The sequence below is a fragment of the Streptomyces liliifuscus genome (assembly GCF_016598615.1).
GTDB lineage: Bacteria > Actinomycetota > Actinomycetes > Streptomycetales > Streptomycetaceae > Streptomyces > Streptomyces liliifuscus.
Map to the genome: position 1 here is coordinate 121,022 of NZ_CP066831.1, position 19,807 is coordinate 140,828.

Annotated in this window: 15 protein-coding genes and 2 pseudogenes; 8 read left to right on the top strand and 9 right to left on the bottom strand. The window is 68.1% G+C overall.

Going from position 1 to position 19,807, the window contains the following annotated elements:
* Positions 1–173 precede the first annotated feature (173 nt).
* The 7 genes and pseudogenes from JEQ17_RS00555 to JEQ17_RS00585 form a co-directional block, all read right to left on the bottom strand.
* Positions 174–872, bottom strand: a complete 699-nt coding sequence (locus JEQ17_RS00555) for a type 1 glutamine amidotransferase domain-containing protein (RefSeq protein ID WP_200393305.1) — start codon at positions 870–872, stop codon at positions 174–176.
* A 29-nt stretch (positions 873–901) separates the two neighbouring features.
* A complete protein-coding gene (locus JEQ17_RS00560) occupies positions 902–1,294 on the bottom strand; it encodes a nuclear transport factor 2 family protein (RefSeq protein WP_200393306.1) in 393 nt (130 codons plus the stop codon).
* 59 nt (positions 1,295–1,353) lie between these two features.
* Positions 1,354–1,953 carry a flavodoxin family protein gene (locus tag JEQ17_RS00565; protein ID WP_200393307.1) on the bottom strand — a complete coding sequence of 200 codons (600 nt, stop codon included), beginning with the start codon at positions 1,951–1,953 and terminating at the stop codon, positions 1,354–1,356.
* A gap of 247 nt (positions 1,954–2,200) precedes the next feature.
* Positions 2,201–3,112 (bottom strand): alpha/beta hydrolase, encoded by a 912-nt coding sequence (locus JEQ17_RS00570; RefSeq protein ID WP_200393308.1) that lies wholly within the window; start codon positions 3,110–3,112, stop codon positions 2,201–2,203.
* Positions 3,113–4,375: 1,263 nt separating this feature from the next.
* Entirely contained in the window at positions 4,376–4,612 is a 237-nt protein-coding gene (locus JEQ17_RS00575) for a CDGSH iron-sulfur domain-containing protein (RefSeq protein ID WP_200393309.1), read from the bottom strand.
* Positions 4,593–5,244: pseudogene (locus JEQ17_RS00580) on the bottom strand (HemK2/MTQ2 family protein methyltransferase). The gene JEQ17_RS00575 and the pseudogene JEQ17_RS00580 overlap by 20 nt, the downstream one beginning before the upstream one ends.
* Before the next feature lie 59 nt (positions 5,245–5,303).
* Positions 5,304–6,293 carry an iron-containing redox enzyme family protein gene (locus JEQ17_RS00585; protein ID WP_200393310.1) on the bottom strand — a complete coding sequence of 330 codons (990 nt, stop codon included), beginning with the start codon at positions 6,291–6,293 and terminating at the stop codon, positions 5,304–5,306.
* A gap of 671 nt (positions 6,294–6,964) precedes the next feature.
* On the opposite strand from JEQ17_RS00585, the gene JEQ17_RS00590 reads away from it, so the two are divergent.
* The 4 genes from JEQ17_RS00590 to JEQ17_RS00605 all read left to right on the top strand — a co-directional run bounded on the left by JEQ17_RS00590 (position 6,965) and on the right by JEQ17_RS00605 (position 12,177).
* Positions 6,965–7,615, top strand: coding sequence for a (2Fe-2S)-binding protein (locus JEQ17_RS00590; protein WP_200393311.1), 651 nt, complete (start codon positions 6,965–6,967; stop codon positions 7,613–7,615).
* Positions 7,616–7,627: 12 nt separating this feature from the next.
* Positions 7,628–8,608: an FAD binding domain-containing protein gene (locus JEQ17_RS00595; protein ID WP_200393312.1), complete on the top strand. Its 981-nt coding sequence runs from the start codon at positions 7,628–7,630 to the stop codon at positions 8,606–8,608.
* Positions 8,605–10,800, top strand: coding sequence for a xanthine dehydrogenase family protein molybdopterin-binding subunit (locus JEQ17_RS00600; RefSeq protein ID WP_200393313.1), 2,196 nt, complete (start codon positions 8,605–8,607; stop codon positions 10,798–10,800). Before JEQ17_RS00595 ends, JEQ17_RS00600 begins: the two co-directional genes overlap by 4 nt.
* 171 nt (positions 10,801–10,971) lie before the next feature.
* Positions 10,972–12,177 carry an XdhC family protein gene (locus JEQ17_RS00605; RefSeq protein ID WP_200393314.1) on the top strand — a complete coding sequence of 402 codons (1,206 nt, stop codon included), beginning with the start codon at positions 10,972–10,974 and terminating at the stop codon, positions 12,175–12,177.
* 177 nt (positions 12,178–12,354) lie between these two features.
* Here JEQ17_RS00605 and JEQ17_RS00610 read toward each other — a convergent pair.
* Positions 12,355–13,760: pseudogene (locus tag JEQ17_RS00610) on the bottom strand (IS1380 family transposase).
* A 313-nt stretch (positions 13,761–14,073) separates the two neighbouring features.
* Between JEQ17_RS00610 and JEQ17_RS00615 the strand changes: the two are divergent.
* The 3 genes from JEQ17_RS00615 (at position 14,074) to JEQ17_RS00625 (ending at position 17,590) form a co-directional block, all read left to right on the top strand.
* Positions 14,074–14,880 (top strand): SDR family oxidoreductase, encoded by an 807-nt coding sequence (locus tag JEQ17_RS00615; RefSeq protein ID WP_200393315.1) that lies wholly within the window; start codon positions 14,074–14,076, stop codon positions 14,878–14,880.
* Positions 14,881–14,916: 36 nt separating this feature from the next.
* Positions 14,917–15,801, top strand: coding sequence for a helix-turn-helix transcriptional regulator (locus tag JEQ17_RS00620; RefSeq protein ID WP_200393316.1), 885 nt, complete (start codon positions 14,917–14,919; stop codon positions 15,799–15,801).
* Between the two features lie 541 nt (positions 15,802–16,342).
* Positions 16,343–17,590: an MFS transporter gene (locus JEQ17_RS00625; RefSeq protein WP_200393317.1), complete on the top strand. Its 1,248-nt coding sequence runs from the start codon at positions 16,343–16,345 to the stop codon at positions 17,588–17,590.
* A 106-nt stretch (positions 17,591–17,696) separates the two neighbouring features.
* On the opposite strand, the gene JEQ17_RS00630 is transcribed toward JEQ17_RS00625, so the two are convergent.
* Positions 17,697–18,566 carry a helix-turn-helix domain-containing protein gene (locus tag JEQ17_RS00630; protein ID WP_407700028.1) on the bottom strand — a complete coding sequence of 290 codons (870 nt, stop codon included), beginning with the start codon at positions 18,564–18,566 and terminating at the stop codon, positions 17,697–17,699.
* Positions 18,567–18,747: 181 nt separating this feature from the next.
* On the opposite strand from JEQ17_RS00630, the gene JEQ17_RS00635 reads away from it, so the two are divergent.
* Positions 18,748–19,764, top strand: a complete 1,017-nt coding sequence (locus tag JEQ17_RS00635) for a zinc-dependent alcohol dehydrogenase family protein (RefSeq protein ID WP_200393319.1) — start codon at positions 18,748–18,750, stop codon at positions 19,762–19,764.
* Positions 19,765–19,807: the final 43 nt, after the last annotated feature.

The window sequence follows — 19,807 nt, forward strand, 5'->3', positions numbered from 1 at the left end:
ATTTGCAGCCTCGCACAAAAGCCCGGCGCTGTGAGGGGGAGAGATCGTGCCTATGTTGGGCTTTACCTATATACGAGAAGGGTTCGGCTCCGAACTGCAAGGCAGCGGGCGTACGAGGACTCGGCGGCCCGGAGTCGCCCACCGGGCCGCCGAGGAAGAGCACAGGACCGTCGTCAGCTCAGTGCCTTGAGCACTTCCTGGGCCAGCGGGACCGCCGAGCCCGGGTTCTGGCCGGTGTACAGGGTGCGGTCGAACTCGACGTGCGCGGAGAACGGCTCGGCCTCGCGGTAGTCCGCCCCGAGTTCGTTGACGAGGCGGTCCTGCAACAGCCACTTCGCGCGGTCCGCGAGACCGTTCTGCTTCTCCTCGGCGTTGGAGAGGCCGGTCATCCGGTAGCCGGAGAAAGGGGACGTCCCGTCGGGACCGATGGTGGCCAGCAGCGCCGCGGGGCCGTGGCACACCAGGGACACCAGCTTGCCCGAGGCGAGCCACTCGGTCAGCAGCTTGCCGGAGGCGGCGTTGTCGGGCAGGTCCTCCATCGGACCCCAGCCGCCGGGGTAGAAGACGGCCACGTAGTCGTCGATGTTGACGTCCTCGATACGCATCGGGTGCGCCAGCTCGGTCGCCTCGTGCAGGGCGGTGCGCATGCGCTCGGCGCCTTCCTCGCCACCGTTGAACTCCGCGGTGAGGCTGAGCGCGTCCGCCGTGGGCGGCACGCCGCCGGGTGTCGCCGCCGCGATCTCGTATCCGCCCTCCTTGAAGACCTGGTACGGGCCGATTGCTTCCTCGGCCCAGAAGCCGGCCGGCTGCCGGGTTCCGTCGGCCAGCGTCCAGTGGTCGGACGCGGTGATCACGAAGAGGATCTTCGCCATGGGGCTCTCCTGGTACTGGGTGGTGGTTCTCAGCCCTTGAGGGCTTCCTGGAGGACGTGACTGTCGGCGGCCTGCCGCATGCTGACTGCCTTGCCGTCGCGGACGGTCCACAGGTGGATGAACCGGACGTCGGCCGTGTCGCCGGACTCCGTCTCGGCGTGGTAGTGCCCGGACACGAAGACATGGCCTTCGTCGTCCGCGTAGAACTCCTCGGGCACCGCGCCGAAGGACACGATGTTCGGCATCGGGGTGCCGAAGAAGTCCTTCGCCACGCTGTCCCAGCCGTGGTACACGCCACTGTTCGGGAAGCCCGGGGTGATGTCCCAGACGAGGTCCGGGGCCATGACCTCCTTGGTGACCTCGGGCGACATCCGGGATTCGTAGACCCGACGGATGATGGCGAGGGCGAGGGAGTCGGACATGGATTGCTCCTTGCGAGGGGGGTGGTGGTGGATCGGATACGGGAACGAAAGTCCTGTGATCAGGCGGCGAGGGCGGTCCGCCCGGCGCGGAAGATCGCGGCCTGGCGCGCAACGCGCGCACCCAGGTACTCCGCGGTGGCGATGTCCGACTTGTGGACCGCTTCCGGTCCGGCATCGGTGGGGCTCTGGGCGCCGGCACCCATGAAGAAGCCCAGCCGGTTGATGTCGTCCTCGCTGCCCTTGGTGGAGTCCCAGCCCGGCATCAGACCCAGGCTGATCCAGTGCATGCCGTGCTGGGCTGCCAGGGTGGCGAAATAGCCGAGGGTGGATGACTTGTCGCCGCTCTTGGCGCCGGAGTTGGTAAAGCCCGCGGCGAGTTTGTCGACCCAGGTGTGGGAGAACCAGCGCCTACTGCTGGCCTCGGCGAACGCGTGGAAGGCCGCCGAAGCGGTACCCATGTATGTGGCGGCGCCGAAGATGATCGCGTCAGCGGCGTCCAACTGCGCCCACTGCTCGTCCGTGATGGTGTCGACGGAGATCAGGACCACCTCCGCGCCGGCTCCCGCCGCGCCACGCGCCACGGCTTCGGCGACAACGGCCGTGTGGCCGTAACCCGAATGAAAGGCAACGGCGATCGTGGTGCGGCTTGAATGGGACATGATGATCGGGCTCCTCGAAAGTCTCTATTCGGTATGACCGAGCATTCCACCGGAAGAGCGCGCTGTGAGGGGTAGGAAATTTCCCCCTGTCTACCGTTCTCCAGGTATGCGATTCCGGTCGGATCGCCGGGCCCTGCAGACCGGCCCGCCCCGCGCCCGCGTACGCGTGGTACGCCAGTTGCAGTTCGCTGTCGCCGCTAGTCGGAGGCCGGATTCCGCGCATACTCGACTGGTGCATTGCAGACCATTAGAGGACGGCGAAAAAATCGACCATCCTGGGGATCGCCTGGTCCACGTACTCGGGCACGTCGTACATTGCGATATGAGTTGCGCCCTCGACGACGAACAACTCCTTCGGCCCCTTGGAAAGCTCGTAGGCCTGGTCGCTGAATATTCTTGTGTCCGCCTTACTCCCTGCGATGAGGAGCATCGGCTGGGTCAGCAGATCCGGAATCTGATCGAATGCCGAGAAGGCGAACATCTTGTCCATGCTAGTCAGCAGGAAACGGCCCTTCGAATTGGGATGCTGACCTCGCGGCGTCCTGTAGTAGTCGTACCCTTCACGCAGAAGGTCCGGCGTGTTTTCGTTGATCTCGTCCAGTGTTTCAGGGACGAACGGGGCGTAGAGCGGTTCCGCTCCTCGCGCTTCCGCCGTGCGCTGGTTGGCTACCATTTCCAGCGTTCCGATCTGCTCAGCCACCGGTGACAGATGCCCCAGAAATCCCCTGGAACCCTCGCCCATCGGAGCTGCGCTGACCGTAGCCACTGCCTTGAAGCGACGTTCGGTCTGGGCCACGCTGATCGCATAGCCACCGCCGGCACAAATGCCGAAGACACCCATGCGCTCCGGGTCGACGAACGGAAGCGTGGTGAGGAAGTCAGCTGCACAGCGGGCGTCTTCCACCCGGGTCGGCGGGTCTTCCAGGAGGCGGGGTTCGCCGCCGCTGGCCCCCTGAAAGGAGGAGTCGTAGACGACAGTGACGAACCCGTGCTCAGCGAGCTTCTCGGCGTAGTGGCCGATGGTCTGTTCCTTCACTCCCCCAGCCGGATGAATTCCGACGAGCGCCGGATACTTCTCGTCTTCGCTGAAGTTTTTCGGCAGATGAAGATGTCCCGCAATTTCCACTGCCTTGTTCCTGAACGAAACAGTTTCAACCATGGCGCCTACCCCTTCATCGGCCTCTGTCCGCCATCAGGCGGCCCTCACGCCATCTTTCGCCGCAGTCGAGGCTATGTCTACTTGCGAAGGGGGGAAGAAACTTTCCCCTGGATACCACTCTCCGGGTAAGCAATTCTCTCCTGAACACAGGATTTGACCTCGCCAAGAATTGCATGACATCTGCACTTAATAGCTGCTGCACTCGGTCGCATGCCCTTGGCACATCGGCGTCCTGCGATCGCCGCTCGCAAGTCGTCGTCCACGATTCGGCCGGGTGCGCACATGCCCCCGAACGGTCGAATCGCAAGGTGGCGTGCGGCCATGCAGGCGGATCGGCACGCCTGCCTGTTCGGGCCGGCGCCATCCAGGTGCAGGCTTTGGTGATACCGCGGCACCACGCCACATCGAAATCGACCCGGACATCGCCACCGCCGAGGGCGGACACGTGGCCCGGCACTTCGTCGGTGACCCGTTTCCACCATTGACAGGCCCGGCACCGGAGGACATCCCTCGCGGCGAGGGTGCCGTGGTACGGACGGGCTGCCGGCAGTGCGCCGTTCACCGCGACGAGAATCCGCCAGGGGCATGCCGTACAGCCGTTGGAGAGGCGCGACATCTGAACGGCCCCGCGTTTCGCGGCACCGGCCGACGGGAACCCGGTGAGCATCCCATCGAGAACCTGTCCCTGACACACAGAGAGAAGTTGAAGCGCCGTGACCGCGCACACTGCCCAGCAGAAAGTCCTGAAGGTGGCCAGGACCGGTTGGTCGAAAGCCCATCACTGCCGCGGCAAGGGAGTACGTACGTGCGTCCGCGCCGTGGACAGCAGCGGACCCCAGGTTACGGCGTACACGGACGCGGAGTGGAACGTCGTCCGAGGCGAAGACTGACCGGCGACTGGTGGTGGCGGTGCCGGCAGCCGACAAGGCCCGACGACGATTCGCTCTTCGTGGGGAAGGCCCACCATTTCGTCTTCTACGAGACGCCGCTGCCCTCCCCTCCGTCCACCCCCATCTGACGTCCGCCGTCCTGGAGTTGATGGAGCACAACACGGGCGCCCGGATCACCACGTCGAGAAGATCGACCGCCCGGTAGCCAAGGGTAGAGACACCGTGCACGACGGAACAAGGTGTCTCGGCCAACGGCTCAGGACAGCGGTCTCCTCCTCTGCACGGGCCGAGCCGCGTCACCCAGAGGTGGCTTTGTTGCTGTCGGCTCCGGGCCCCGTGTCCATCCGCGTGCACCGCTCCTGAGGCGAAGGGTTCAGGCGTCGGAAGAGGCTCCGCCGTCCGGTTGCCTCGGCTGCTCGGGCCTGCGGTGGCTGGTGTCGCACCACGGGTAGGTGCGGCTGCGTCGGCAGGTGCACAGGGCGACACAGAACCGGTCGGACGACACAGTGGTGCCGTCCTCCAGTGTGACGTCCACCGGTCCTTCGACCAGTAGTGGCCCCTCGCGCCGAGCCACTATGCGGCAGCGCCGTTCATCCGGGTCGTACGGCACGAATGATCACCAGCTCTTCTTTCTCGGCGTCGCCTTCGATCAGGCCGCGGTCGCGCAGCCAGCCGCTGCGGGACCGCAGGACGGGACCGAAGGCGACGGCGGTGTTCCACGATTCCGGTGCGCAGGCCCGCCGCACACAACCGCCGCAGCGACTCTTCCGGGCTGCTCAGCGCGGACTGGACCACAAGCAGTACGCCGCCGGATCTTAGGAGTGCGGGCGCATCCCGGCAGATCCGGTCCAGTACGAGACGACCGTCGTGCCCCGCATCCCAGGCCCGTGCCCTGCCCTGCCGGGGGCACTCGCTGGTGGGGGCCGGCACGTACGGCGGGTTGGACAGGATGACGTCGAAGGACCGGCCCCGCACGGGAGCCAGCAGGTCGCCGCGTTCGACCCGGATGGGGAGACGCGCCAACAGCGCGTTGACCTTGGCGTTGAGAGCCGCACGCCAGGAGATGTCGATCGCCGTGACGCGGGCACCGAGCCGGGCCGCGGCCAGAGCAACAGCGCCTGTTCCCGTGCCCACGTCGAGGACTTCGGCATACGGGGGAAGGAGTTCGTCGTGCAGGAATCGGATGAGCAGGTCGGTGTCGTCCTGCGGGGTGTAGACGCCTGGCAGGGTGACCGTGGTCATGGGGTCTCATCTCTGATTCTCGTGAATGCGGGAGAGCCTGTTCGTGGTGGGAACGCCAGTCAGACGGGTATCCGCAGTGACGACTCCCCGGCCCGCCACGCGCCGAGAAGGCGTTCGCCGAGGCGGTCTTCGAGGTAAGTGGTGGCGTCCACGCCGAAGGCGACATCTCCGTCGAGGTGCGGCTCCTCTTCGAGCAGACCCGCTACGACGTCCCGTCGGACGACCTGTTCGTGCACGGCGTCGGCCTCGACGTGCTCGTCGTAGAAGTGCTCGGCGGCCGGCCCGGCACCGGTGCGCCGCATGGCCTGCGCCATGCGGCGTGACCCCGGCGACGAGGTGATCTCGACGGTGGCGAAATGCCCCACCAGGGCCCCTCGCAAGGCGCGGTGCAGGCCAAAGAGGGACATCAGGTTCACGGTGGCGAGGGCCTCGGCGCCTGCAGCGTCGAGCCAGTGCCCGTACGCGGTGTCCAGTTCGAGGTCGGCCATGAGATCGGCGAACAGGCGGGCGTGCACGCGATCCGCGCGACCTGCGCCGAACTCGTCGAACTCCACGGCCGCCATGCCCGCCTTCGCCCGCCCCCACAGCCGCGGCAGCACCCACGCGTGCGGGTCGGCTTCCTTCAGGTGGTACAGCGAGCGCTGAGCGGCATACTCACGCACCTGCCACAGTTCCCCCTCGTCCCGCAGGAAGTGGCTGACGCCGCAACCGTCGACAGGTTCGACGAGCAGTTCATCCAGCGCCTCGTCGGCGTGCCTGTGCACGGTCGCCGCGTCACGGAGAGTCTCGAGAAACGGCTGCTCCAGGGCTGCCCGGACCCTGAGCAGGTCCGGGTCCCACTCGCGGTCTGCGCCGACATCGGCGAATCCCCGATAGTGCAACTCGTAGCAGATGTACAGAGCGAGCTGGAGATCGTCTCCGAGCGGGGCAGCAGCAGAAATCGCCTTCCCGTTCGGAAGCGGTCCCTTATTGCACAGATATTCCATGATCGCCTCCGAGATCCGACCACGAGCGGGCGGCAAGGTCGGCTCTCGCGATGTGACGTTCATGAACGCCGAGTACCCGTGATCCAGAAGCTCTCACGTGAGGCGCTGTGGGGCGTTCGCGGTGCGAGTTCTCAGGTGGTTTTCGCTTGCCGTACTCGTGCTCCGGGCACTGCGACTCCTACTGCGCGGAACAAGCCCGGCCGAAGCCGGGGCCGCTGGTATCGGTGGTCACGCGGAAGGGACCCGCACCCCGGGAAACGACGGTCGGAACGGCCCGAGGTCCGAACAGAGGTCTGTGCGCTCGCCGCCAACCGCCGCGAGGAGGAGCAGACCTGGCGGCCGGTACAAGCGCCTGGTCCGATCGGTGGGACGTTGGTGTGGCTCAGCATCGATCCCGGCCGAGAGACCGGTGGGCAGCCTGTGACCGGCTGGGCCACCCCGAGAGGGCCAGCTCCTCATGCCGACCCCTCGCCGACGACTCTCGCTGCGCTGTCCTGCTTGCCCCAACAGCCACGCCGCAGATGACTTCACCACGGCTCGGCCCTTGGGGGGAGTGAACGATCGGGGGAGAAAAGTCTCCCTGCCACAGGCGTCACTGGCGATGCCAGACTGCCGGGCATGACCGGCCGCGGTGGTGATCCGCACGGTCGTCCAGGTCCTGCGGCGACGACGGTCCCGCCTCCTGCCGTGCCGCTGTGCGCGGCGTGATCCGTCCGCGATGCAAAGGCGTACCCATGTCCACTGAAGTCCCCGAATCTGCCGTTCCACCCCCCGACACGGCCGGCGAGTCCTCGTCGGCTCCCAGCCGGCGCACCTTCATCGCCACCACTGGCGCGGTCGGCGGTGCCGTCGTTGCGGGCAGTGTGATCGGAGGGACACATCTGCTCGGCCCGAAGGAGGCGGCCGCCGCCGACACGTCGCCCTCCAGCAGTGTGTCCCTGACGGTGAACGGCACCCGGCGCACGGTCACGGTCGACAACCGCACCTCGCTGCTGGATCTGCTGCGCGAGCACTTCGAGCTGACCGGCTCCAAGAAAGGCTGCAACGCCGGGGCCTGCGGGGCGTGCACGGTCCTGGTCGACGGGCAGCGGGTCAACTCCTGCCTGACATTGGCGGTACGCCTGGAGGGCGCCGAGGTCACCACGATCGAGGGCCTCGCCGACAGCGACGAACTGCACCCGCTGCAGCAGGCATTCGTCGACCAGGACGCCTTCCAGTGCGGCTACTGCACCCCCGGCCAGATCATGTCCGGGGTGGGCTGCATCAAGGAAGGCCACACCGGTTCGCCGGAGGAGATCCGGGAGTGGATGAGCGGCAACATCTGCCGCTGCGGCTGCTACGTGAAAATCGTGCGGGCCCTCGAGCAGACCGCCGGCCGGAAGTAAGGAGCCGCTGACATGTATCCCTTCTCCTTCACGAAGGCAGCGAACACCCGTGAGGCCCTCAACGCGGGCCGCCACGGCGGCCGTTACATCGCCGGCGGCACCACGCTGGTCGACCTGATGCGGGAGACCGTCGAGCGTCCCGAGAGCCTGGTCGACATCAGTGACCTGCCGCTGCGCGACATCCAGGTCACCGAGCGCGGCGGCTTGCGCATCGGCGCGCTGGTGACCATGACAGAAGCCGCCGCCCACCCCAAGGTGCGCTCGCTGTACCCCGTCATCTCCCAGGCGCTGGAACTGAGCGCGTCCGCCCAGCTGCGGAACATGGCCACCATCGGCGGCAACATCATGCAGCGCACTCGCTGTACCTACTTCCGTGACGTCACCGCCGACTGCAACAAGCGCGAGCCCGGCTCGGGTTGCGCCGCGCTGAAGGGCTTCAACCGTACGCACGCGATCCTCGGGACGTCGGACGCCTGCGTGGCCACCCACCCCTCCGACGCGGCCGTGGCATTCGCAGCGCTGGAGGCACGGGTGCATCTGCTGGGCCCGGACGGAGAACGCCAGATCCCCTTCGCCGACTTCCTGCTGCGACCGGGCAACACGCCGAACCGCGAACAGACCCTGAGGCGCGGCGAGTTGATCACTGGAGTGGAGGTTCCCGCTCTGCCTCGCCCGCTGAAGTCCGGCTATCTGAAGGTGCGCGACCGCCAGTCCTACGAGTTCGCCCTCACCTCGGCGGCCGTGGCGCTGCATGTGCGCGGCGGGGTGATCCGGGAGGCGAGGGTCGCCGCCGGCGGGGTGGGCACGGTGCCGTGGAAGCTGCCCACCGTCGAGAGACACCTCATCGGCGAGCGACCCTCGGAGTCGTTGTGGACGGCTGCTGCGGCCACGGCGGCGGAAGGCGCTCGTCCCCTCCAGCACAACCGGTTCAAGGTCGAGTTGCTGAAGCGGACCGTGGAACGTCAGCTGCGCATCGTAGGAGGCATGAAGTGAGTCCCCAGCCGCAGGCAGCCGTGGGCGCGCCACTGTCGAGGGTGGACGGCCGGCTCAAGGTCACCGGCAAGGCGCTGTATGCCGCCGAGCACGACGTCGACGGGGCGGTGCACGCCGTCATCGTCGACGCGAGCATCGGCCGCGGCCGCATCACCTCCATCGGCACTCGTGACGCCGAAAAGCACCCTGGGGTGCTGCGGGTGATCAGCCACCGCAACGCGCCGAAGCTGCCGTACCGCGACAACTCCGGCTCGAACAACCCGCCCGGGCGCAGGCTGCGGGTGTTCCAGGACGACCGGGTGCTCTTCCACGGCCAGCCGGTCGCCGTTGTCGTCGCCACCACGCTGGAGGCCGCCCAGCACGGCGCGAGCCTGGTCGAGGTCGAGTACGACGCCGAACAGCCCTCGACGGACCTGCACGAGGGGAAGCCGGGGGAGCCGACGGCCTACGCGCGCGGCGACGCGGATGCCGGGCTGCGCGACGCCACCGTACGGCTGGACCTGACCTACGAACTGGCGCGCAACCACCACAACCCGATGGAGCCGCACGCCACCATCGCTCGCTGGGACGGCAACAAGCTCACCGTCTGGGACAAGACCCAGTGGGTGATGGGCACCCATGACGAGATCGCCGCCGTGTTCGACCTGCCCGCGGATGCCGTGCGGGTCATCAACCCGTTTGTCGGGGGTGGTTTCGGCAGCGGGCTGCGCTGCTGGCCGCATACGATCGTCGCCGCTATTGCCGCGCGGGAGACGAAGCGCCCCGTCAAGCTCGTGCTCAGCCGTCGGCAGATGTACTTCGGCACCGGCTTTCGGCCCTCCTACGAGTACCGGCTGCGACTGGGCAGCGACCGGCGCGGCCGGCTTACCGCCGCGATCCATGACATCGACGCGGAGACCTCGACGTACGAGACGTTCACCGAGGGGGTCATGGCGCCCGGGCAGATGCTCTACAGCACGCCCCACGTCAGCCAGACCTACCGGCAGGTGCCCCTGGATGTGAACACGCCGATCTGGATGCGCGGCCCCGGCTTCGCCTCGGCGTCGTTCGTGATCGAGTCGGCGATGGACGAACTCGCGCACAAAATTGGTATCGACCCGATCGAGCTGCGCCGGCGCAACGAGCCCTCCGAGGACGAGGCGAAGAACCTGCCGTTCTCGACCCGGCGGCTGCGTGAGTGCTACACAATCGGTGCCCGGGAGTTCGGATGGAACCGCCGTAACCCCAAGCCCCGTTCCACCCGGGACGGAAACTGGTTGATCGGCCTGGGCATGGCCGCCGGCGTCTACGATCCCGGGCGTTTCCCCGCGGAGGCCCGGGCCCGCCTCGATGCCGACGGCACCGCGGTGGTCGAGACGGCCACCAGTGACATGGGGCCGGGCACCTACACCTCACAGACCCAGATCGCCGCCGACGCCCTCGGACTGACCATGCGCACGGTCACCTTCAAGCTCGGCGACTCGCTGTATCCGCCCACCGGGCCGCACGGCGGCTCGGCGACCATGGCCAGCGTCGGCTCCGCCGTCGTCGACGCCTGCAACCAGGTGCGCAACCAGGCGATCAAACTGGCCGTCGAGGACCGCGAGTCACCGCTGTACGGGGTGGACGCCGCCGATGTGGTCGTACGTGGCGGTCGGCTGCACGTGCAGGGCACCCCGGCGCGCGGTGAGACCTACCAGCGGCTACTGGCCCGCCACAACCGCTCCCACCTGGAGGCACGCGGCAGTTACACGGGGCCGCCGACGCCTGAGCGGGAGTCCTACGCCGCCTACAATGCGACCTTCGCCGAGGTCGCGGTGGACGCGACGCTCGGGCTGGTGCGGGTGCGGCGGATGCTCGGGGTGTACGACGCGGGCCGCATCATCAGCCCCAAGCTCGCCGACAGCCAGGCGATCGGCGGCATCGTGGGCGGCATCGGCACGGCCCTGCTGGAGCACACGGTCACCGACCACCGTGACGGGCGGATCGTCAACGCCAACCTCGCCGACTATCTCGTGCCCGTGAACGCCGATGTCCCCGAAGTGCGGGCGATCTACCTGGACGGCGAGGACAACGCGGGCAACGCACTGGGGGTGAAGGGGCTCGGCGAGGTCGTCCAGGTGGGTGTGGCGGCCGCGATCGGCAACGCGGTCTTCAACGCCACCGGCCGCCGGATCCGTGAACTGCCCATCACCGCTGAGGCGTTGCTCTGAGCCGAGTGCCCGGACCGCTGGGCAGCGGCCCAACGGCCCCGGGCACTCCCTCCTTGTCCGGCAGTCGGTCCCCCCGTCCGGCTGCCGGACCTGTCCAGGGCCGCCGCCGCGTAATGACGCTCCCCCGCGGCGCGGCGGCGGCCCTTCATCCCTTGCACGAAGGACCCGTTCATGCTGAACATCGCGGACACACTGCACCGTTGGTGCCGCGAGGCACGCCCCTTCGCCCTCGCCACCGTCGTCGACGTCACCGGCAGCGCACCACTGCCCATCGGCACGTCGGTCGCGGTGGACGAGGACGGCAACGCGGTCGGCAGTATCTCCGGCGGCTGCGTCGAGGGCGCGGTCTACGACCTGTGCATGCAGGTGCTCAGCGACCGGGGCGCCCCGCAACGCGCCCGGTTCGGGTACTCCGACAATGACGCCTTCGCCGTAGGGCTGACCTGCGGCGGCGAACTCGACGTCCTCGTCCAACGCATCGATCCCGCGACCCAGCAGCACCTCGCCGCCGCCCTCGCCAACGTCGTTCAGGGCCGACCCACTGCCGTGGCCCAGGTCGTGGCCGGCCCGCGCGACCTCATCGGCTCCACCCTGAGTGTCCTCGCCGACGGCAGCGGCAGCTACGGCACCCTGGACGGCGGGCCGACGGACCAGTTGGTGGCCGAGGAGGCCCGGGCCCTGCTGTGGGCCGGACGTACCACCCGTGTCACGGCCGGCGGGAACGGCGACGGCTGCCCCGAACAACTGACCGTCCTCGTCCACGTGGCCGCGTCCCGCCCCCGCATGCTGATCTTCGGTGCCGTCGACTTCGCCGCCGCCCTCAGCCAGGCCGGCCACTTCCTCGGGTACCGGGTCACCGTGTGCGACGCCCGCCCCGCCTTCGCCACGCCCGCCCGCTTCCCGTACGCCGACGAGGTCGTGGCCGACTGGCCCCACCGCTACCTGGCGCAGACGGCCGTGGACTCTCGCACCGCCGTCTGCGTCCTCACCCACGACGCCAAATTCGACATCCCGCTGCTGCAGCTCGCCCTCGACCTGCCGGTGGGCTATGTCGGCGCGATGGGCTCCCGGCGCACCCACGACGAACGCCTCCACCTGCTGAGCGAGGCCGACGTGTCCGAGGACCAACTCGCCGGCCTGCACTCGCCGATCGGCCTCGACCTCGGCGCCCGCACCCCCGAGGAGACGGCCATCTCCATCACCGCGGAGATCATCGCCCACACCAACCAGGGCACGGGCCTGCCCCTGTCCCAGGCCACCGGACCGATCCACCGGCCGCTGCCCCAGCGAAGTCCGACTACGACCGGCCGACGGCCGACAAGGCGCCACAGGAACATATGGCCTGTGGAGGTGGCACCTTCACAGACACGGCAGTAGAGGGGCACTGCCTGAGCCTGGATCCACCGGCTTGATTCCCGGTTGATCGTTTCGGGGTCGTGCAGGTCGTGTTGGGGCTGAGTTGCGGATTCGGGCGTGGGGTGGCCGCTGGTCTGCCGAGTTCTTCCACTTTGTCCACAGGTCTCGGGCCCTTTCGGGCAGGTCGGTCAGGGAGCGTCAGAGGGTCGGCGGTGCATGCACCGTGCTGAACAGCTGGGTGAAGTCCTCGCTCCAGGACCGGCGTTCGGGCAGGTGCAGGGTGAGGCGGCGGGCGGAGCGGGCCAGGCGGGCGGGCACGTTGATCAGGCGGTCACGGATGGTGGCGGTGGTCGCCCTGGCATGGAACGCGGAGGCCAGGGCACCGGCGGCGCGGGGCAGGTTGTGTGCCAGGGCCGCCAGGGCGAGCCACGCGGCATTGGCCTGGAAATGACCGGACGGCGCGTGGGCGCCGCTGTTCTTGACATCGGCGATCACCTGCTCGACGACAGCGTGCCGGCGGTGATCACGCTCGGCATCCCTCAAGGCGAGCGGGGAGTCGGTGAACGCGGCGTGGTAGCGCCAGGTGTCGAAGAGCGTGCCCTGCCCGGCGGGGACGGTACCGGCGCTCAGGCGCTTGACGCGGCGCACGATCAGTCCGGCGGTGACCTGCTGTTTCTTCGGCTTGGAAGTGAAAGCGGTGTAGCGGATCTCGGCTGTCTCGGCGTCGGAGATCCAGCACTGGCCCTCCTCGTCCCGGACCGCTCGGGGATATTTGATCGGTGTCCAGGCGTCCTCGTCGATGCGAGCGATGGTGGCTTTGACGGAGGCGTTCATCCGCATGGTGATGGAGAAGCGGGCACCCAGGGCCCGGCAGGCGTTGATGACGTCGTCGCCGTAGAACGCGGAGTCCGCCCGCAGCACCAGCAGGCCGCTGGCGCCGCAGGCGCGTGCGGTGCGGATGATCTCAGCGACGAACGCTGCCGCACCGCGCGCGGAGTTCGAGAGTCCCTTGCGCAGCCTGGTGGCGGCGATCACAGGGACGGACAGGGGTGTGGAGACGACGCCGAGCAGTGCATTCAGGCCCTTGACCTTGCTGTATCCGTATCCGGCGCCCTGTTTGGCGTAGCCGTGGGTGCGGCGGATGGCGTCGTCGATGTCCACGTAGGCGGCCTGGTCCGCGCCGGGGCGGCAGCGGGGTGTGACGGGCCAGTTCGTGCAGGAACCGACGGGCCACGGCGTGCAGTTGCTTCACATGCCCGTGGGTGAAGGAGCGCAGGAACGACCCCGACGTGGACGGGGCCCGCACTCCGGAGAACAGGCGGCCCATCGCACCGTGCCGCAGCCGGTCCATGTCGTCGATGCTGTCGGCACCCGCGGCCATGCCGCCCACCAGCGACATCAGTTTCGCCACAGGGAAGGCGCCGGTGCCGTCCCTTCGAGGCGGGCAGCCGGACGTGCTCGCCGACCAGCGCGGGCAGACCGCACCGCTCGGCCAGCCGCACCACCGGCTCCAGCCCGCCGTACGCGATCAGGTTCGGGCCATCGGACGCGGATGAGACCGCCGCCGCGGCACGGGAACTTGCATCTCCGAAGTGCCTTGTCAATCGTGCCTGATGTGGTCCTAGAAAAACCCCATCATCGCGGGTCGCAAGGCACTCCTTCGTTTCTGGGTGAACCATTCACGGGCATCAAGCCGGCGTGATCCGGACTCAGCGCGCCAGGTAAGTGGGGTTCTGCCAGTACCTGTATCACCAGGGTCTCCCCGACGTTCCAAACGCCTGTCAATCTGGTTGAGTCGAAAGCGCCGGCAACACTCCATGGAAACGTACTGCAGCTTTACCATCATCATTCAATTCAGCTGCCCCGAATACGCGACCGTGTCGGCGCATTCTTTTACGACAGAAGTGACGGAGACCAATGGCGGAGAACCAGTTCACCACTCACGCAGAACTTTTCGATCTGAGGGGAAAGTACGCCCTTGTCACTGGCGGCACCAGAGGCATTGGGATGATGATTGCGCGCGGCCTTCTCCAGGCGGGCGCCCGCGTCGTCATCAGCTCACGCAACGCAGACACGTGCGCGGAGGCACAGCGTCTACTGTCCGAATTCGGCGACGTGCGAGCAATCCCCGCCGACCTGTCCAGGCACGACGAGTGTCAGCGCCTCGCTGATCTTGTCCAGGCCGACTCGGAACGCCTGGACATCCTTGTCAACAACGCGGGAGCGATGTGGCGCGAGCCGCTGGAGACGTTCCCGGACGAGGCCTGGGATGCAGTGCTCGACCTCAACCTCAAGTCGCCGTTCTGGCTGGTGCAGGCACTGCTCCCGGCACTTCGTAAGGCGGGCACCGCCGATGATCCGGCACGGATCATCAACATCGGCAGCATCGCCGCCATCCACGTCGCCCCGTCGCCCAACTACTCGTACGCCAGCAGCAAAGCGGCACTCCATCAGCTCACCAGGGTGCTTGCCAGAGAGCTGGGCCCACAGCACGTCACGGTGAACGCGGTAGCACCGGGAGTGTTCCCGTCGCAGATGATGGCGGCCACGCTCGATGCCATCGGCGACACGATCGCGGCGGCGGCCCCTCTGCGCCGGGTCGGCCGCGACGACGACATGGCGGGTGCCGCCGTGTTTCTCGCCAGCCGGGCCGGGTCCTACCTCACGGGCGCCATCATCCCGGTGGACGGCGGCACCGCAACGACCGCAACAAATATCCATTAGGCTGCGGGACGGGCTTACGGTGAGGGGATAACCGTGATGGATCTACGCACCGAGATCCGGGAGTTTCTCAGCTCGCGTCGCGCCCGCATCGCACCGGAGCAGGCGGGCCTGCCCGCTTACGGCGGCAACCGCCGGGTCAAAGGTCTGCGCCGCGAGGAGGTAGCGCTCCTGGCGGGGGTATCCGTCGACTACTACGTGCGCATGGAGCGCGGCAGCCTCGCCGGTGCCTCCGACGGCGTGCTCGACGCGTTGGCCTCTGCCTTGCAACTCGACGAAGCCGAGCGCGACCACCTGTTCCACCTCGCGCGCCAATCCAGGGCGCCCCGCAGCCCACGCCGGCGCAAGCCTGCCGTGACGGTGCGCTCGACACTGCAGCAGGTGCTCGACGCCATCTCCCATGCGCCGGCCTGGATCGGTAACGGCCGTTATGACGTGCTCGCCATGAATCAACTCGCTCGCGCGCTGTATTCACCGGTGCTGGCCGACCCGCGACGGCCTGCGAACACAGCGCGGTTCGTCTATCTGAACCCCGAGGCGGCCAGGGATTTCTTTGTCGACTACGACCAGGTTGCCGGTGGCGTGGCCGCGAAGCTGCGCATGGAAGCCGGCCGCAATCCGCACGACGAGGAACTGATCGCCCTGGTCGGCGAACTGTCAACGTGCAGTGAGCTGTTTCGGCAGCGGTGGGCATCTCAGGACGTGCGGCTGCACCGGTCCGGCCGCAAGCGTATGCACCATCCGATCGTGGGCCAGCTCGACTTGGACGTCGAATCCCTGGAACTGCCCGCCGAACCCGGCCTGCACCTCAACATCTACACCGCACCCGCGGGCACACCGACCGCCGATAATTTGGCGCTCCTGGCGTCGTGGGCGGCCACCCAACAGACGCTGGCGACCGAGCTCGAAGCACACAACGGATAGTCCAACCCCTTCAGCCGTACCAGGGTCCGTCTTCCCGACCAGCGCGGGCAGACCGCACCGCTCGGCCAGCCGCACCACCGGCTCCAGCCCGCCGTACGGGATCAGGTTCGGATCATCGAGCGCGGATGAGACCGCCGCCGCGGCACGGGAAGACTTCATCTCGGAAGTGCCTTGTCGATCGTGCCTGATGTGGTCCTAGAAAAAACCCCATCATCGCAGGTCGCAAGGCACTTCTTCGTTTCTGGGTGAACCATCCACCGGCATCAAGTCGGTGGATCCGGGCTGAGACACCGGCCGCGCCGCTGGTCCCTGACCCTCCCAACACCTGGGGTGGTCAGCGCACCGCCTGCCAGGCCTTGGCCGAGACAAGCGAGTTCCCCATCCGTAAAGCAGCAGCTGCCGAAAACAAAGATCACTCGCCGCTCCGCCACGAAGCAGGGAGAAATTCCTCCCCCTCACAGAACACCCGTGCGGTGCGATGCTCTACGGCGTCCCCACCCCGCCGCGGTCGCACATCGCCCTGAAGAGAGAGTGCCACCGAATGTCACCCACGACCGACGGCCAACCCCGCAGGCTGCCTTTCGTCGTCCTGGTGCTGTCCGCCGGGACATTCCTCATGGGCACCACCGAATTCGTCATCGCGGGACTGCTCCCCGAAATCGCCGACGACCTGAATGTCTCCTTGCCTCAGGCAGGCCTGCTGATTACTGCGTTCGCGGCAGGCATGATCGTCGGCGCACCGGCGATGGCGATTGCGACGCTGCACCTGCCGCGGCGCTCCACGCTGATCCTCGCGCTCGTCGTCTTCGCCCTGGGCCACCTGGTCGCTGCGCTCAGCTCGTCCTTTGCTCTCGTGCTCGCGGCCCGCGTGGTGACCGCACTGGCCACCGGGACCTTCTGGTGCGTCGGCGCGGTCGTGGCCACGACCGCGGCAGGGCCGGCAGCGACGTCGCGGGCCCTGGGCATGCTTCTGGGAGGCCTGACCGTGGCCACCGTGGCCGGTGTACCGCTGGGCGCGTGGCTGGGGCAGATTTCGGGCTGGCGCGGGCCGTTCTGGGTGCTGGCCGCACTGTCGGCCGGCGCGGCGGCGGTCATCGGGCGGTTCATCCCTGCCGATGAGCGGCGCGAAGCGCCTTCCGTGCGGGCGGAGTTCGCCGCACTGCGGGATTTTCGCGTCTGGCTGACGCTGAGTTCTATGACGCTGCTGATGGGTGGTGTCCTGGCGACGTACACCTACATCTCGCCCCTGCTCACCGAGCGGGCCGGTGTTTCCGCTGGGGCCGTGCCCATGGTCCTGACCGGCTACGGTCTGGGCGCCTTGCTGGGTACCACGGTCGGCGGGCGCCTGGGTGACCGTCGCCCCCTTACCACGCTCCTCACGGCCGCGGCCACGACCACGCTGGTGCTGCTGTTGTTGACCTGGCTCTCCACCAGCCCCGTGGCGGCCGTCGTCCTGGTGACGCTTATGGGGATGACCGGCTTCGCCGCAAACCCGGCGCTCGGCGCACTGGCCCTGCACTTCGCCGGTTCGGCGCCCACCCTCGTCTCCGGCCTCAGCGGCGCGGCGCCCAACGTGGGCATCGCCATCGGCTCCTGGACGGCGGGCATCGCCCTGACCTCTCCGCTGGAGCAGGCCGGGCCTCCGCTGGTCGGCACAGTGGCGGCCGCCCTCACCCTCGTACCGCTGACCGCTCTCGCGCTGATGCGCGCCACCCGCTCCGAGGCCCCGCCTCGGCCCCGAGCGGCCGCGGACCAGTCGATCGGGTGCGGCACTCAAGACCTTGGCTGACGCGGCGTTTGGCTCGTCCCACGCGCGAGCAGCCGGCCACGGTCGCGGCCCCATATAGCGTGAGGGAGTGCCTGGCGGGCCACTGTAGGTACAGGCGCGGCACCGGTCAACGGAGGGACGAAGAGGGCGCCATGTTCTGGTCGGCGGCCCAGGAAGCGAGGATGCGCAGCCGCTCGTGGGTGGGAGAACCGGGGGCGCCGGTCCAGACGGTCAGGTGCTGGTCGGGATCGGTGTTGGCGGTGAGGGTGTCCCAGTCCAGGACGAGTTCTCCGACGACCGGATGGATCAGGGTCTTGGTGCCCACGGTGCGGGCCGCCACGCGGTGATCGCCCCACCACTTCGCGAACTGCTTGTCCCGTGTGGACAGTTCACCGACCAGTTCGATGAGCCGGGGGTCCTCGGGATACTTCGCCGCCTCCATCCGCAGCTGCGCCACGGCGATCCGCGCCGAGCCCTCCCAGTCGGCGTAGAGGCTGCGCATCGCCGGATCGGTGAAGATGAGCCGGGGGTAGTTGCGGTGCTTCTCCGGAATGCGGGAGAAATCCGTGACCAGGGCGGCCGCCAGTGCGTTCCACGCCAGGATGTCACCGCGTCGCCCCTGCACGATGGCCGGGGTGGCGGTGAGGTCGTCCAGCACGCGTTGCAGCTGGGGCTGTACCTTCTGCCTGCCGTGGCGCCGGGTGCGGGTGGTGGTCTTGCCCGCGAGCTGGAAGAGGTAGGCCCGCTCGTCGTCGTCCAGGTGGAGGACGCGGGCGATGGTGTCCAGCACGGGAGCGGACGCCTGCATACGGCCCTGCTCAAGACGCGTGTAGTAGTCGGTGCTGATCGAGGCGAGCTGGGCGACCTCCTCACGGCGCAGCCCTTCGACCCGGCGGGGACCGCCGGTCTCCGGCAGTCCGACCGTGCGCGGGCTCAGTTCCGAACGGCGCTTCTTGAGGAATTCGCCGAGCTCATTGAGGGGGACGTCGCTGGTCATGCTTCCCAGCATTACATCGATCGCCCGTGGGGAAGGGGGGAGAATTTCCTCCCTGGATGTTCCTATCCCCGGATAGATTCCTCCGCTTTTCGCACCCGCCCTCGCGTGTGAGGCTCGATCATGAGCAGCCATTCCTGACATTGGCTGCGGCATACAGACCCTCGTATTGAAGGAAGCACCCATGCGCGGAGCAGTCATTCACGCCCCCGGCGACGTGCGCTTCGAGACCCTGGACGACCCGAAGATCAGCGGGCCGAGCGATGCCGTCATCCGCACGGTCGCCACCTGCGTGTGCGGCTCGGACCTGTGGCCCTACCGCGGCGCGGAGCCGGTGGACGAGCCTCATCCGATAGGGCACGAGTACGTCGGCATCGTCGAGGAAGTCGGCAGCGAGGTCACCAACGTCAAGCCGGGCCAGTTCGTCGTCGGATCGTTCGCCACCTCGGACAACACCTGCCCGAACTGCCTGAACGGCTGGCAGTCCTCCTGCCTGCACCGCGAGTTCATGAGTACCTGCCAGGCCGACTACGTGCGCATCCCCAACGCCCACGGCACGCTCGTGGCCACCGACGAGCAACCGTCCGGCGAACTGGTGCCCAGTCTGCTCGCCGTCTCCGATGTCATGGGCACCGGCTGGTACGCCGCTGTGGCCGCCGAGGTCAAGCCCGGCTCCACGGCCGTCGTCGTGGGTGACGGCGCGGTCGGCCTGTGCGGGGTCATCGCCGCCAGGGAACTGGGCGCCGAGCGGATCATCGCCATGAGCCGCCACGAGTCCCGACAGAAGCTGGCCCTCGAGTTCGGCGCCACCGACATCGTCACCGAGCGGGGCGAGGAGGGCGTCGCCCGTGTCAAGGACCTCACCGACGGTATCGGCGCCGACTCCGTACTGGAGTGTGTCGGCACGGCCGAGTCCATGCGCCAGGCCCTGCACTCCGCCCGTCCCGGCGGCAACGTGGGCTTCGTGGGCGTCCCGCACGATGTGGTGGTCGATGGCCAGGAGCTGTTCTTCTCCCAGGTCGGCCTGCGCGGCGGACCCGCCCCGGTGCGCCGCTTCCTGCCCGACCTGATCGACCGGGTCCTGTCCGGCCGGATCAACCCGGGCAAGGTCTTCGACCTCACTCTGCCCCTGGACCAGGTCGCCGAGGGCTACAAGGCGATGGACGAGCGCCGCGCCATCAAGACCCTTCTGAAGCCCTGACCGCAAACCGTCCCGCCACCGGGGCCGGGCATCCGAAGCCCGG

Excerpts from the sequence above, each read along its gene's own strand:
- JEQ17_RS00555 (WP_200393305.1), bottom strand. The coding sequence starts at position 872 with ATGGCGAAGATCCTCTTCGTGATCACCGCGTCCGACCACTGGACGCTG.
- JEQ17_RS00560 (WP_200393306.1), bottom strand. The coding sequence starts at position 1,294 with ATGTCCGACTCCCTCGCCCTCGCCATCATCCGTCGGGTCTACGAATCC.
- JEQ17_RS00565 (WP_200393307.1), bottom strand. The coding sequence starts at position 1,953 with ATGTCCCATTCAAGCCGCACCACGATCGCCGTTGCCTTTCATTCGGGT.
- JEQ17_RS00570 (WP_200393308.1), bottom strand. The coding sequence starts at position 3,112 with ATGGTTGAAACTGTTTCGTTCAGGAACAAGGCAGTGGAAATTGCGGGA.
- JEQ17_RS00585 (WP_200393310.1), bottom strand. The coding sequence starts at position 6,293 with ATGAACGTCACATCGCGAGAGCCGACCTTGCCGCCCGCTCGTGGTCGG.
- JEQ17_RS00590 (WP_200393311.1), top strand. The coding sequence starts at position 6,965 with ATGTCCACTGAAGTCCCCGAATCTGCCGTTCCACCCCCCGACACGGCC.
- JEQ17_RS00595 (WP_200393312.1), top strand. The coding sequence starts at position 7,628 with ATGTATCCCTTCTCCTTCACGAAGGCAGCGAACACCCGTGAGGCCCTC.
- JEQ17_RS00605 (WP_200393314.1), top strand. The coding sequence starts at position 10,972 with ATGCTGAACATCGCGGACACACTGCACCGTTGGTGCCGCGAGGCACGC.
- JEQ17_RS00615 (WP_200393315.1), top strand. The coding sequence starts at position 14,074 with ATGGCGGAGAACCAGTTCACCACTCACGCAGAACTTTTCGATCTGAGG.
- JEQ17_RS00620 (WP_200393316.1), top strand. The coding sequence starts at position 14,917 with ATGGATCTACGCACCGAGATCCGGGAGTTTCTCAGCTCGCGTCGCGCC.
- JEQ17_RS00625 (WP_200393317.1), top strand. The coding sequence starts at position 16,343 with ATGTCACCCACGACCGACGGCCAACCCCGCAGGCTGCCTTTCGTCGTC.
- JEQ17_RS00630 (WP_407700028.1), bottom strand. The coding sequence starts at position 18,566 with ATGACCAGCGACGTCCCCCTCAATGAGCTCGGCGAATTCCTCAAGAAG.
- JEQ17_RS00635 (WP_200393319.1), top strand. The coding sequence starts at position 18,748 with ATGCGCGGAGCAGTCATTCACGCCCCCGGCGACGTGCGCTTCGAGACC.